The organism is Micromonospora sp. NBC_01638, assembly GCF_045209745.1.
Lineage (GTDB): Bacteria > Actinomycetota > Actinomycetes > Mycobacteriales > Micromonosporaceae > Micromonospora.
In genome coordinates, this window is sequence record NZ_CP109273.1 from 1,362,397 (window position 1) to 1,376,061 (window position 13,665).

At 69.6% G+C, this 13,665-nt stretch carries 11 protein-coding genes; 8 read left to right on the plus strand and 3 right to left on the minus strand.

The genetic code is table 11. The features are described from left to right. Window positions 1-208: 208 nt before the first annotated feature. The 4 genes from OG811_RS06345 to galT all read left to right on the plus strand — a co-directional run bounded on the left by OG811_RS06345 (window position 209) and on the right by galT (window position 5,351). A complete protein-coding gene (locus tag OG811_RS06345; RefSeq protein ID WP_406072763.1) occupies window positions 209-1,723 on the plus strand; it encodes a glycosyltransferase family 2 protein in 1,515 nt (504 codons plus the stop codon). A gap of 88 nt (window positions 1,724-1,811) precedes the next feature. Then, a complete protein-coding gene (cysC, locus tag OG811_RS06350) occupies window positions 1,812-3,341 on the plus strand; it encodes an adenylyl-sulfate kinase (RefSeq protein ID WP_406072764.1) in 1,530 nt (509 codons plus the stop codon). A gap of 109 nt (window positions 3,342-3,450) precedes the next feature. Next, window positions 3,451-4,278, plus strand: a complete 828-nt coding sequence (locus OG811_RS06355) for a DeoR/GlpR family DNA-binding transcription regulator (protein ID WP_406072765.1) — start codon at window positions 3,451-3,453, stop codon at window positions 4,276-4,278. Next, window positions 4,275-5,351 (plus strand): galactose-1-phosphate uridylyltransferase, encoded by a 1,077-nt coding sequence (gene galT, locus OG811_RS06360; RefSeq protein WP_406072766.1) that lies wholly within the window; start codon window positions 4,275-4,277, stop codon window positions 5,349-5,351. The genes OG811_RS06355 and galT overlap by 4 nt, the downstream gene beginning before the upstream one ends. Before the next feature lie 294 nt (window positions 5,352-5,645). Here galT and OG811_RS06365 read toward each other — a convergent pair whose 3' ends face one another. Then, window positions 5,646-6,863 carry an NADP-dependent isocitrate dehydrogenase gene (locus OG811_RS06365; protein WP_124822264.1) on the minus strand — a complete coding sequence of 406 codons (1,218 nt, stop codon included), beginning with the start codon at window positions 6,861-6,863 and terminating at the stop codon, window positions 5,646-5,648. A gap of 290 nt (window positions 6,864-7,153) precedes the next feature. Between OG811_RS06365 and OG811_RS06370 the strand changes: the two genes are divergently transcribed. Further along, the gene (locus tag OG811_RS06370) at window positions 7,154-7,396 is read left to right on the plus strand and encodes a hypothetical protein (protein ID WP_406072767.1); all 243 of its coding nucleotides are present in this window, start codon (window positions 7,154-7,156) and stop codon (window positions 7,394-7,396) included. Window positions 7,397-7,538: 142 nt separating this feature from the next. Here the strand turns inward: OG811_RS06370 and OG811_RS06375 are convergent, their stop codons facing one another. Both OG811_RS06375 and OG811_RS06380 read right to left on the minus strand, forming a co-directional pair. Continuing rightward, the gene (locus tag OG811_RS06375) at window positions 7,539-8,489 is read right to left on the minus strand and encodes a malate dehydrogenase (protein ID WP_406072768.1); all 951 of its coding nucleotides are present in this window, start codon (window positions 8,487-8,489) and stop codon (window positions 7,539-7,541) included. Between the two features lie 95 nt (window positions 8,490-8,584). Further along, window positions 8,585-9,445: a bifunctional methylenetetrahydrofolate dehydrogenase/methenyltetrahydrofolate cyclohydrolase gene (locus OG811_RS06380; protein WP_406072769.1), complete on the minus strand. Its 861-nt coding sequence runs from the start codon at window positions 9,443-9,445 to the stop codon at window positions 8,585-8,587. Between the two features lie 446 nt (window positions 9,446-9,891). On the opposite strand from OG811_RS06380, the gene OG811_RS06385 reads away from it, so the two are divergent. The 3 genes from OG811_RS06385 to OG811_RS06395 all read left to right on the plus strand — a co-directional run bounded on the left by OG811_RS06385 (window position 9,892) and on the right by OG811_RS06395 (window position 13,663). Then, the gene (locus OG811_RS06385) at window positions 9,892-11,496 is read left to right on the plus strand and encodes an ABC transporter substrate-binding protein (RefSeq protein ID WP_406072770.1); all 1,605 of its coding nucleotides are present in this window, start codon (window positions 9,892-9,894) and stop codon (window positions 11,494-11,496) included. A 199-nt stretch (window positions 11,497-11,695) separates the two neighbouring features. Next, complete coding sequence (locus OG811_RS06390; protein ID WP_406072771.1) at window positions 11,696-12,634, plus strand: ABC transporter permease; 939 nt, start codon at window positions 11,696-11,698, stop codon at window positions 12,632-12,634. A gap of 72 nt (window positions 12,635-12,706) precedes the next feature. After that, window positions 12,707-13,663, plus strand: a complete 957-nt coding sequence (locus OG811_RS06395; RefSeq protein ID WP_406072772.1) for an ABC transporter permease — start codon at window positions 12,707-12,709, stop codon at window positions 13,661-13,663. The last annotated feature ends 2 nt before the right edge of the window (window positions 13,664-13,665 follow it).

The following is a 13,665-nucleotide window of genomic DNA, read 5'->3' on the forward strand; positions in this document are numbered from 1 at the left end:
CGGACACCGGCTCGCCCCCGGCGCTCCCCTGATCCTTGCCGCGGCGGACCCCTAAGGTCCTCCGCCCGGGGCGGTTGCGACGTTTCGGCCGGTCCCGCGCTCGGCCCGACCCCGCCTGGGGAAAGACAGATCCCGGGTGGCACCATTCACCTCCCGTTCATCAGGCAGCAAGCCCGCCGGGTGATCGACTGACGCGGGAGGGATCCTGATGGCCGAAGTTGGCGTCCCCAAGGTGAGCGTCGTCGTGCCGGCTTACAACTGCGGCCCGCACATCGAGAAGCTTGTCGCCTCGCTGCTGCGTCAGTCACTGCCCGCCGACGAGTTCGAAGCGGTCTTCGTCGACGACGGCTCGACCGACGACACCGCCGAACGATTGGACCGGCTGGCCGCCGAGCACGCACACATCAGGGTGCTGCACATCGAGAACTCCGGCTGGCCGTCGCGCCCCCGCAACCTGGGTGTCGAGAACGCCCGCGGCGAGTACGTCTTCTTCGCCGACGACGACGACTGGTTCGCCGACGAGGCGCTTGAGCGGCTGTACGCCTGCGCGAAGACGAACGACGCGGACATCGTCGTCGGGAAGATGGCCGGATACGGCCGCTCCGTGCCCCGGGAGCTGTTCCGGAAGAACCGCTTCGAGGCCACCCTGGGGAACTCCCCGCTGATCGACAGCCTGACCTGCCACAAGCTGTTCCGGCGGTCGTTCCTCAACGAGCACGGTCTGCGATTCCCGGAGGGCGGCAAGCGTCGGCTGGAGGACCACGTGGTGGTCGTGCGGGCCTACTTCCTGTCCCGGCGCACCTCCGTGCTGTCCGACTACACCTGCTATCACCACGTCCAGCGGAGCGACGCGCGCAACGTCACCGCGACCCAGTTGGACCCGTCGAGCTACTTCGTGAGCGTGCGGGACGCGCTGGACATCGTGGATGCCAACACCGAGCCGGGTCCGCTGCGAGACCGGCTGCACCGGCGGTGGCTGCGCAACGAGATGCTCAGCCGACTGCGCGGGAAGCGGCTGCTGAACGCCCCGGAAGACTGGCTGGAGCAGCTCGCGCTGGAGACCCAGAAGGTCATTCAGGACAGGTTCGCCCCTGGCGTCGCCGCTGGGCTGCCACCCCTGCTCCGGGCCGTGGCGTACCTGGCCGAGCGAGGCCGTGTCGCGGACCTGCGCCGGCTCGCCCGCTGGGAGGCGGGCATCGCCGCGTGCGGCACGATCGACGAACTTCAGCGCGACGACCGCGCCGTCACGGTGACCATCTCCGCCGAGCTGCGCTCCGCGGGCCAGCCGGTCGGCTTCCGCGCCGAAGACGGCCGCGACGTGTTGGTGCTCCCGATGGAAGAGATCGCCCCCGAGGTGCTCGACGCCACAGCGCAGGTCCGCAAGGCCCGCCTGGATCTGGTCGCCCGCCGGCGGGAGACCGGTGACGAAATTTTCCTCCCGGTGACCTTTGAGACCGAGCGGATCACCGGGACGACCGGAGCGGACACCGTCCACCTGGTCCACCGGGCCACCACCACGATCGACTTCGGCGCCCTCAACGGCGGCCGGACCAGGGGTAGCTGGCTGCTCAAAGCCCGAATCACCAACGTGGGCTGGACCGAGGACGCGCGGCTGCCGCTGGTGTTCATCTGCCGGGCCGACGGCTCGCGGCCCCGGATCCGCGACGAACGGAAGGTGTGGAACCGGGTGCGGTCGGCGGTGGGCCGGCGGATCCGGCGCTGATCCGCCCGCCTGGGTCGTGGAGTGGCGCCCTCGACCGATCGGCGGTCGGCTGCGAAACTGTGTGCCGGTCAGCGAGTGGGGGGCGTGGATGAGTAACGGCTGGGTGCTGCCCGACGAGGTGCTGCGGGACGCACCGGCGTACACGCCACGTCCCGGTGAGCTCGCGGATCTGGAGCTGTTGCTCACCGGCGCGTACACGCCTCTGACCGGTTTCATGACCCGCGCCGACCTGGTCTCGGTCAGCCGACGCGGCCGACTGGCCGACGGCGCACCGTGGCAGGTCGCGGTGACCCTCCAGGTGCCGCCCACGCTGGCCCAGAGCCTCGATCCGCGCGACCCGGCCCGCCGGGCGCTGGTGCTGACCGACGGCGAGGGCGCGCCGACGGCTGCGCTGGACGTGGCGGACGTCTGGCAGGTACGCGAGGGCGTGTCAGGGGTGGGTGGCCAGGTCCGGCGACTGGGCGACGGTGGCCACGGCCCGTTCCAGCGACTGCGCCGCAGCCCGGAGGAGGTCCGCGCGCTGCTGCCCCCGGGCCGGGTGCTCGGGGTGATCGCCGACCGGCCACTGCATCGTCCACAGCTCGCCCAGATCGCTCATGCGGCCCGCACCCTGGCCGCGCACCTGCTCGTGATGATCCCGGTCGGCGAGGGTGGCGTCGGTGGTCTCCCGCCGGAGGCGCTGGTACGCACCATCTTCGCCGCCCGGGACCGGATGCCGCCCGCCACCCTGGTCGCGGTGCCGCTGTCGCACCGACGCGAGGAGATCAGCGACGCGCTGCTGCGCGCCCGGGTCTCCGCCGCGTACGGGGTCACCCACCTGCTCTCCACCGGGGAGATGCTCTCCGGTGCCGGGCTGCGGGTGCTGGTCCCGCGCGAGCTCGCGTACGACAACCGGGACGGGCAGTGGCGGTGGCGGGAGGACATCCCACCCCGCAACCGTCGACTGGCGCTGACCCAGCAGGAGATCGACGACCTGCTCGACCGGGGCTTCCCGTTGCCGGAGTGGCACACCCCGCCGGCTGTGGCGAGGGAGTTGGTCCGGGCTCGGCCGCCGCGCCGGCACCGGGGGTTGGTGGTCTTCCTGACCGGCCTCTCCGGCTCCGGCAAGTCGACCATCGCCCGAGGGCTGGCGGACGCGTTGCGGGAGAGCGGCGACCGCACGGTGACCCTGCTCGACGGGGACGTGGTGCGCCGGGAACTCTCCGCCGGGCTGGGCTTCAGCAAGGCCGACCGGGATCTGAACGTCCGGCGGATCGGGTGGGTGGCCGCCGAGATCGCCCGGCACCGTGGGGTGAGCATCTGCTGCCCGATCGCCCCGTACGCGGCGGCCCGCGCCACGGCCCACGAGATGGCCCTGGCCGCCGGGGCGGGTTTCGTGCTGGTGCACGTGGCCACTCCGCTGGAGGTGTGCGAGCGTCGGGACCGCAAGGGCCTGTACGCGCGAGCGCGGGCTGGACTGCTCACCGGGATGACCGGCATCGACGACCCGTACGAGGAGCCGACCGACGCCGACCTGGTGCTCGACACCACCGACCTGAGCGTGCCGGACGCGGTGCAGGCTGTGCTGCACCATCTGACCGAGACCGGCTGGGTGGAGCTGAAGATCGCATCTGCCTGAGGCGCCGTACCCCGTTCCTTCCACGCCTGTCGGCCACGCGCTAGTGTTCATCTTTGTTGGAACACGTTTGACCGCGTGAGAGTACGTGGACCCCCGGGAGGCACGGCAAATGCTCGCTCAGCAGCGGCAGGCGGCCATCCTGGAGCGGGTCCGTTCGACCGGCGGTCTCCGGGTGAGCGAGTTGGCAGGCGAGTTCGGTGTCTCCGACATGACCATCCGGCGCGATCTGGAGGCACTGCACGAGCGCGGCCTGCTGGCCAAGGTGCACGGCGGCGCCACGACAGCCGGGCCGGGCTCGACCGACGAGCCGGGCTTCCACGCCAAGTCGGTCCGTCAGTTGCCGGAGAAGGCCGCCATCGCGGACCGGGCGGCCCAACTGGTCCGGCCTGGCGCGGCGGTCGCGCTCTCCGCCGGCACCACCACGGCCGAGCTGGCCCGGAGGCTGGTGGACGTGCCCGGCCTGACCGTGGTGACCAACTCGCTGCCGGTGGCCGAGATCCTGCACGCCGGTGGTCGACCGGACCAGACGGTGGTGCTCACCGGCGGCGTCCGCACCCCGTCGGACGCGCTGGTCGGTCCAATTGCGGTCGGGGCCGTCCGGTCACTGCACCTGGATCTGCTCTTCCTGGGCGTCCACGGCATCACCGAGCGGGCCGGCTTCACCACCCCGAACCTCATGGAGGCGGAGACCGACCGGGCGCTCGTGGCCGCGGCGGACCGGCTGGTGGTGCTCGCCGATCACACCAAGTGGGGCACAGTGGGCATCTCCTCGATCGTCGAGCTGGCCGCGGCACACGTGCTGGTCAGCGACGACCGGTTGCCTCCGCCCGCACGACTGGTGCTCGGCGAGCAGGTGGGCGAACTGATCATGGTGAAGGCGACGACAGGGGCGGACCGCGCGACGCGCACGCCGACGAGTGAGGGGACGGCGCAGTGAAGCGCACCGCGACCGACCTGGCCGACGGCCGGGAGCTGATCTACTTCGACGAGCGCGACGACGCGGTCCGCGACCAGCCGGACCGCCGAGACCTGCCGCCGCCGCCCCCCGCATCCCAGCTGCGCTACGACCCGCTGACCGACGAGTGGGTGGCGGTCGCCGTGCACCGGCAGACCCGCATCTTCCTCCCGCCGGCGAACGAGTGCCCCCTCGACCCGTCGGTGGGCGACCGGCTGACCGAGATCCCCGCGCCCGACTACGACGTGGTGGTCTTCGAGAACCGGTTCCCGTCGCTGAGTGGCCAGGTGGCCGACGAGCCCGGGGAGATCACCCCGTTCACACCGGTTCGGCCGGGCCTCGGCCGGTGCGAGGTCGTCTGCTTCACCTCGGACCACAACGCCTCCTTCGCCAGCCTTCCTCCGCGCCGGGTCCGCACCGTGCTGGACGCGCTCGCCGACCGCACCGAGGTGCTCGGCGAACTGCCCGGCGTGGAGCAGATCTTCTGCTTCGAGAACCGGGGCGTCGAGATCGGCGTGACGCTGCACCACCCGCACGGGCAGATCTACGCGTACCCCTTCGTGCCGCCGCGCACCCGCGCGCTGCTGGCCGCGGCACGCCGGCACGCCGAGCGAACCGGCGGGGGCAACCTGTACGCGGACGTCCTGGCCGCCGAGCGCGCCACCGGTGACCGGGTGGTCGTCGAGAACGAACACTGGACGGCGTTCGTCCCGGCGGCTGCCCGCTGGCCGTTCGAGGTGCACGTCGCACCGCGCCGTGTGGTGCCGGACATCCCGGCGCTCAGCGACAGCGAGCGGGACGCCTTCGGGCCGCTCTACCTGGATCTGCTGCGCCGCTTCGACGGCCTGTTCGACATGCCGATGCCGTACATCTCGGCCTGGCACCAGGCGCCGGTACGGATCGACCGCGAGCTCGCCCACCTGCACCTGCAGCTGTTCAGCACCCGGCGAGCCAAGGACAAGCTGAAGTTCCTGGCGGGCTCCGAGTCCGGAATGGGTGTCTTCATCAACGACATCGCCCCCGAGCACGCCGCCAACCTGCTGCGCGCCGCCTGAGACGGCGGCGGCACCGCCTGACCTGGGTGAGAACAGGGCGCGGGGGGCCCGGGACAGGGCCCCCCGCAGGGAAGGGACGGCTGGCTGTGCACGGCACAGCCGGGAAGGCTGGCTGGTCGGCGCACGGGTGCCGCGGGTCGACCGAGGTCAACCTCCTGGACTCGACTGGCATCTCGTCCATCCGGAACAACGAGGCGTGGCGGCCGGAGTGACGCCCAAACGGCGCGTCAGCGCCGGACACGCCGAAGCCCGCCGGCGGGTGCCGGCGGGCTTTGGCGATGCGGTACGCCTGGATCAGGCGGCGATCTTGCGGGCCAGGTTCTCGTCGAGCGCGTTCATGAACTCGTCGGTGGTCAGCCACGGGGCGTCACGCGAGATGAGCAGCGAGAGGTCCTTGGTCATCTGGCCGCCCTCGACAGTGTCGACGATGACCTGCTCCAGGGTGTTGGCGAACTCGGTGACCGCCGGGGTGCCGTCCAGCTTGCCCCGGTGGGCCAGGCCCCGGGTCCAGGCGTAGATCGACGCAATCGGGTTGGTCGAGGTCTTCTCGCCCTTCTGGTACTGCCGGTAGTGCCGGGTGACCGTGCCGTGCGCGGCCTCGGCCTCGACGGTCCGGCCGTCTGGGGAGAGCAGGACCGAGGTCATCAGACCCAGCGAGCCGAAGCCCTGCGCGACGGTGTCGGACTGCACATCACCGTCGTAGTTCTTGCAGGCCCAGACGTAGCCGCCCTCCCACTTGAGCGCGGCGGCGACCATGTCGTCGATCAACCGGTGCTCGTAGGTGATGCCGGCAGCGGCGAACTCGGCCTTGAACTCGGCCTCGAACACCTCGGCGAAGATGTCCTTGAACCGGCCGTCGTACGCCTTGAGGATGGTGTTCTTGGTGGACAGGTAGACCGGGTAGTTGCGGTCCAGCCCGTACCGGAACGACGCCCGGGCGAAGTCCCGGATCGACTCGTCGTAGTTGTACATGCCCATGGCGATGCCGCCGCCCGGGAAGTTGGCGACCTCCATCTCCATCGGCGCGCCGCCGTCGGCCGGGGTGTAGGTGATGGTCACCGTGCCCGGGCCGGGGACAACGAAGTCGGTGGCCTTGTACTGGTCACCGTGGGCGTGCCGGCCGATGATGATCGGCTTGGTCCAGCCGGGGACCAGCCGCGGCACGTTGGACATGATGATCGGCTCACGGAAGACGACGCCGCCGAGAATGTTGCGGATGGTGCCGTTGGGCGACCGCCACATCTTCTTCAGGCCGAACTCCTCCACCCGGGCCTCGTCCGGGGTGATGGTCGCGCACTTGACGCCTACGCCGTGCTCCTTGATGGCGTTGGCGGCGTCAATGGTGACCTGGTCGTCGGTCTCGTCGCGGTGCTGGATCGACAGGTCGTAGTAGTGCAGGTCGACGTCGAGGTAGGGCAGGATCAGCTGCTCCCGGATCTGCTTCCAGATGATCCGGGTCATCTCGTCGCCGTCGAGTTCTACGACCGGGTTGTTTACCTTGATCTTCGCCATCGGCCGGCGCTCCTCTCGGGGGACACGTGCTCAAGCAGTACGAGCGTACTGCAATTGGGCCGGCAGCCCCCAGTCGGCCTCGACCGGCCGGCGGGAACCGGGCTGCACGGCACAGAATTCCCTGACACCATCGCCCGATGCCACTGAGCCGCACTCTCGGGTCCATCACGGTCACGACGCTCACCGACGGGGAGGGCGCTTTCTTCCAGCCCCGCACGCAGGCGTTTCCAGACGCCACGTCTACCCGCTGGCCCAGCGCGACCCCCGCTCGGTGACGCCGACGGGCAGTGGTGACTGCCGTTCCGCAGCTTCGCGATCCGCACCGGCGACGGGCCGGCCACCTGGTCGACGCCGGGATCGGCCCGGCCGACGCGCCCGCCGCGAGCTGGGCGCCGGTGCCCGGCCGCATGCCGGCCGAGTTGGCCGCCGCGAGCATCGACCCGGCCGACGTCGACACGGTCGTGCTGGTCGACGGCGAGACCACCCTCACCCCAGCGGTACGCCCGCTGTCCACCCCCAGCCCGCCCCGTTGATCATGAAGTTATTGCGGCGACACGCCGACGAGGCGGGCAACAACTTCATGATCAACGCTGGGTGGGGTGGGGGTGGGGTGGGGGGACGGGGAAGGGCCCGCTGGCTCAGCCGGCGGGCCCTTCCGTGGGTCTGGTTTCGGGGTTACATGCTGGAGATGTCGCCCTGCTTGGCGCGGACGGCTTCGGCGGCCTCGAGGAGGCTGGCGCGCTCGTCGGCATCCAGGTCGGTCTCGACGACCCGCTTGACGCCCTCGGCGCCGATCGCGGCCTCGACACCCAGGTAGACACCGGAGATGCCGTACTCGCCGTCGACCCAGGCGCAGACCGGCATGACGTCGCCGGAGTCCTCCGCGACGGCCTTCGCCATCCGGGCCGCGGCGGCGGACGGGGCGTAGTACGCCGAGCCGGTCTTGAGCAGCGCGACCACCTCGGCGCCACCGTTGCGGGTCTTGACGACCAGCTCCTCGATCTGCTCGGCCGGCATCACGTCGCGCAGCGGCTTGCCGTTGACGGTGCTCTTCGACGGCACCGGGACCATCGTGTCGCCGTGCGAGCCGAGGGTCAGCGTGCGCACCGACGCCACCGGTACGTTCAGCGCCTCGGCGACGAAGTTGCTGAACCGGGCGGTGTCCAGCATGCCGGCCTGGCCGAGCACCCGGTTCTTCGGGAACTGGGTGGCGAGCTGGGCCAGTGCGGTCATCTCGTCCAGCGGGTTGGAGACGACGATGACGACGGCGTTCGGGGCGTACTTGGCGACGTTCTCGGCGACCTGACGCACGATCTTGGCGTTGGTCGCCAGCAGGTCCATCCGGCTCATGCCGGGCTTCCGCGCCAGACCGGCGGTGATCACGACGACGTCGGAGCCCTCGATGTTCTCGTAGCCCTCACCGTTGGGGCCGGTGGTCACGCCGACCACCTTGGTCTCGAAGCCCTCAATGGCCCGGGACTGGTTGAGGTCGAGCGCGAGACCCGCGGGCTTGCCCTCCACGATGTCGGTGATCACTACGGTGTCGAAGACGTCGTACTCGGCCAGGCGCTGTGCGGTGGTGGAGCCGTAGAAGCCAGCCCCGACGACAGTGACCTTCTTACCCATGGTCGTCCCACTCCCTGCTACCAGTCGGTTTTCCGGACCGTATCAGTCATCCTGGCACCGATCGGGCCAGGGGCGGACGGTTACGGCCCTACATCTCAGCCGCGCTCGGCACGCTCCACGACGTTGGTGAGCAGCATGGCCCGGGTCATCGGACCAACGCCGCCGGGCATGGGGACCAGCGCGCCGGCCGTGTCGGCCACCTCCGGGTCCACGTCGCCGGTGTAGCGGCCCTTGCCGTCCGCGCCGATCACGCGCGTGATGCCGACGTCCACCACGACCGCACCGGGATTGATCATGTCGACGGTGAGCAGGCCCGGTACGCCGGCCGCGACGATGACGATGTCGGCGGCCCGGGTGTGCGAGGCGAGGTCGAGGGTGCCGGTGTGGCACAGGGTGACCGTGGCGTTCTCGCTGCGCCGGGTGAGCAGCAGGCCGAGCGGTCGACCGACGGTGTTGCCCCGACCGACCACCGCGACGGTGGCGCCGCGCAGCGCCACGTCGTGCCGGCGGAGCAGTTCGACGATGCCGCGCGGGGTGCAGGGCAGCGGGCCGTCGTAGCCGAGGACGAGCCGGCCCAGGTTGACCGGGTGCAGGCCGTCGGCGTCCTTCTCCGGGTCGATCAACTCCAGCACCCGCTGGGTGTCGAGGTGGGCCGGCAACGGCAGCTGGACGATGTAGCCGTGGCACGCCGGGTCGGCGTTCAGCTCGGCCAGCACGTCGTCGACCTGCTGCTGGGTGGCGTCGGCCGGCAGCTCCCGGCGGATCGAGGCGATGCCCACCTCGGCGCAGTCGCGGTGCTTGCCGTTGACGTACGCCTGACTGCCCGGGTCCGCCCCGACCAGGACCGTGCCCAGCCCGGGGATGATGCCGCGTTCCGCGAGTGCCTTCACCCGGATCCGCAGCTCGTCCTTGATCTCCGCTGCGGTCGCCTTGCCGTCCAGAACCGTCGCCGTCACGACCAGATCGTCTCACGGCCACCGCCTGCGGTTCAGAGGACCAGCTCGGGCCGCCCCCGCCATCTCGCTCAGCGCCGCCGGGCGTGACCGTGGGTGACGTGTCGATAGTCACTCTAAGTAACAATCTGTGGATTCGGTCACCGTCGAGCCAGACACGAAGGTGGGGTGCAGCGTAAACCGGACCTCCGGCCCAGAGAGTTCCAGCTTGGCCCAGGCGGGGACGGCCAGCCCTCCTGAGCGTCTAAATACGGGCAGGCCAACGAGGTTTAGCCGCTTTTCACTACCAGACCGGCCGGGCTTCGGCAAGAGGGGTGGCCCTGGATCGTTACCCACTCGCAACTGCATCGTTGCCGAAGGCCGGTCACCGACCTACCGTTTCCACTTGTTGCGCAGAGTAAACCCAGCGTCGGGCTTGACTGCGCAGCGTGAGGAGATGAGGAGGCTCAATGCGAGTTCGTAGACTCGCTGCCTGGACCGCCCTCCCGCTCGCGGTGACGATGGGCCTTGCGGCCTGCGGCAGCGGCGGAAACGGCGGATCCGGCAGCAGTGACCCCAACGCGGCCGTCAGCATCCAGATCGGCGAGCCGCAGCACCTGGTTCCGACGAACGCCACCGAAACGTCGGGCGCGCAGGTGCTCGCCGGCCTGTTCAGCCCGCTCGTGGACTACGACGCGCAGAACAAGCCGTACGAGGTCGCGGCCGAGTCGGTGACGTCGCCGGACAACAAGGTCTGGACGATCAAGCTCAAGGACGGCTTCACCTTCCACAACGGTGAGAAGGTCACGTCCGAGGACTACGTCAACGCCTGGAACTACGGCGCGTACGCGCCCAACGGTCAGGGCGGCGCCTTCTTCTTCGAGAAGATCGCCGGCTACCAGGACGTCCAGGGCGAGAAGCCGAAGGCCCAGACGATGTCCGGGCTGAAGAAGGTCGACGACCTCACCTTCACCGTGACGCTGTCCGAGCCGTACATCGACTTCAAGACGATGCTCGGCTACACCGCGTACTTCCCGCTGCCGGATGCCGCGTTCTCGGCCCCGGGCGTGCTCAAGGACTCGTACGAGCAGGCGCCGATCGGTCAGGGCCCGTTCAAGATGAAGGGCACCTGGCAGCACGACTCCAAGATCGACCTCGAGCGGTACGACGCGTACCCGGGTGAGAAGCCCAAGGTGAACGGCGTCGAGTTCCGGATCTACCAGCAGCTTTCCGCGGCCTACGCGGACGTCCTGGGCGACAACCTGGACGTGCTGCCCACGATCCCGACCGAGAGCCTGAGCAACGCCCCGACCGACCTGGGCGACCGGTTCCAGACCAGCCCGATGTCGTCGTTCCAGTTCCTCGCGTTCCCGACGTTCGACAAGGCGTACAGCAACCCGGACGTGCGTAAGGCCATCTCGATGGCGATCGACCGGGACGAGATCACCACGTCGGTCTTCAAGGGCTCGCAGCAGTCGGCGCGCTCCTTCGTCTCGCCGGTCCTGCCGGGCTACCGCGAGAACACCACGGGCGCGGCCGGCGAGTTCAACCCGACCGAGGCCAAGAAGCTCTACCAGGCCGCCGGTGGTCCGTCGAAGATCGTCATTTCCTACAACGGCGACGGCGGTCACAAGGACTGGGTCGACGCCACGGCCAACCAGCTGAAGGCCAACCTGGGCGTCGAGGTCGTTGGCTCGGCCGAGCCGAAGTTCGCCGACCTGCTGACCAAGGTCGAGAAGAAGCAGTCGGTGGGTGTCTTCCGGTTGGGCTGGGTCATGGACTACCCGACCATGGAGGACTACCTCGGCCCGCTGTACACCACCAACGGTTCGTCGAACTACTACGGCTACAGCAACCCGGAGTTCGACAAGCTCGTCAAGGAGGGTTCCGCGGCCAAGACGCAGGACGAGGCGATCGTCAAGTACCAGCAGGCGGAGGACATCCTGGCCAAGGACATGCCGGTGATCCCGCTCCGCTTCGGCGAGAACGTGTTCGGCCACTCGTCCAAGGTCAAGAACGTCGAGATGGACCTGTTCCAGCGGGTCAACCTCATCAAGATCGAAGCGGCCAGCTGAGCTGACCATGGTGCGGGCCACCCGGGCGACGATGCTCGGGTGGCCCGGACCGCACTGTCCCGGGCCGGGCCGCTCACGCGGGCCCGGCATCAGTGGCGCCGGCCTGCCCCGGGCCGGACGGCACGTCTCGGACATATCGGGTACGACCAGAGATGCCGTCCTGCGACCCTTTCGCATATTTCCGGAGAGACTGCTAAGCATGTTCCGCTACATCTTGCGGCGCCTACTGCAGATGGTCCTGGCGTTCTTCGGGACCACCCTGATCGTCTACGCGCTGATGTTCGCCGGCCAGGGCGACCCCATCCAGGCCCTCGCGGGTGAACGACCGGTGACCGCAGCCCAGCGGGCCTACCTGACGGAGAAGTACCACCTGGACGCCACCGGCGTCGGCGGCTTCTTCTACCGCTACTTCGACTACGTCAAGAACCTGCTCCGGGGCGACCTCGGCCAGTCACTGACCGGCCGCCAGATCGGCGACATCCTGCAGGCCGCCTGGCCGGTCACCGTGAAACTCGCGCTCATCGCGCTCGCCGTGGCGATCATCGTCGGGGTCACCGCCGGTGTGGTGGCCGGCATCCGCCGGGGCAGCATCTTCGACAACTCGACGCTGGTGCTGACCCTGCTGGTGCTGGGCATCCCGACCATCGTGCTGGCGCCGCTCGCGCAGTATTTCCTGGGCGTCAAGTGGCAACTCTTCCCGCCCACCGCCGGCTCCCAGCCGACGTTCTACGCGCTGCTGCTGCCGGGCATCGTGCTCGGCTCGCTGTCGCTGGCCACCGCGCTGCGGCTGACCCGTACCTCGGTGGCGGAGAACCTCCGCGCCGACTACGTCCGCACCGCCCGATCCAAGGGCCTGGTCAAACGCCGCATCGTCACCGTCCACGTGCTGCGCAACTCGCTCATCCCGGTGGTCACCTTCCTCGGTGTGGAGCTGGGCAACCTGATGAGCGGCGCGATCATCACCGAAGGCGTCTTCAACATCCCCGGCATTGGCTTCAACCTCTTCCGCGGCATCCGCACCGAGGACGGCCCCCTGGTGGTGGGCATCGTCAGCGTGCTCGTCGTGGTCTACCTGGTCTCGAACCTGGTGGTGGACGTCCTGTACGCCGTACTCGACCCGAGGATCCGCTATGCGTGAGCGCAGCGAACGAATCATCAGCGCAGCGTGCCTGAGCTCTCCTGCCCGCATCGAATGCAGCGAGGTGCCGGCATGAGTGACTTTGAAACCGTGGCGGCCACCGAGAACCAGGCCGCTCGCCGTGGGCCCTCGGGCGAGCCCGGCGCACCGAACCAGATCGGCGCACCGCAGAAGCCGCGCAGCCTGGCCGGGGACGCCTGGCGCGACCTGCGCCGCAACCCGATCTTCTGGATCTCGCTGACACTGGTCGTGATCCTCACGCTGATGGCTCTGGCCCCCGGCGTGTTCACCACCAACAACCCGAGGGACTGCCTGCTCTCCCGGCAGCACGCCGGGCCGTCCGGCGGAGCCATCTTCGGGTACGACTTCCAGGGCTGCGACACGTACTCCCGGGCGGTCTACGGCACCCGCGCCTCACTGCTGGTCGGCGCGCTCGCCGCGCTCGGCACCGGGTTGATCGCGCTTGCGGTCGGCATGCTGGCCGGGTACTTCGGCCGTTGGGTCGACGCGGTGCTCTCCCGCGTGATCGACATGGTGCTCGGCATCCCGCTGCTGCTGGCCGCGATCGTGCTGCTCAAGCGAGTGTCCAGCCACAGCGATACCGCCCGGATCGCCGCGGTGATCTTCGTGCTGGCCATCCTCGGCTGGACCACGGCGGCCCGCGTCGTCCGCTCCTCGGTGATCACCGCCAAGGAGCAGGACTACGTGGCGGCGGCCCGGATGCTCGGCGCCGGCAACGGTCGGATCATGTGGCGGCACATCCTGCCGAACTCGCTGGCCCCGGCCATCGTGGTGCTGACCATCGCGCTCGGCTCGTTCATCGCGGCCGAGGCCACGCTCTCCTTCCTGGGCATCGGCCTGAAGGCGCCGACCATCTCGTGGGGCCAGGACATCGACACCGGCCGGATCCACATGCGGGAGGCGGCGACCCCGCTGATCGTCCCGTCGGCCTTCCTCGCGCTGACCGTGCTGGCGTTCATCATGCTCGGCGACGCGATCCGTGACGCCTTCGACCCGAAGCTGCGGTGACT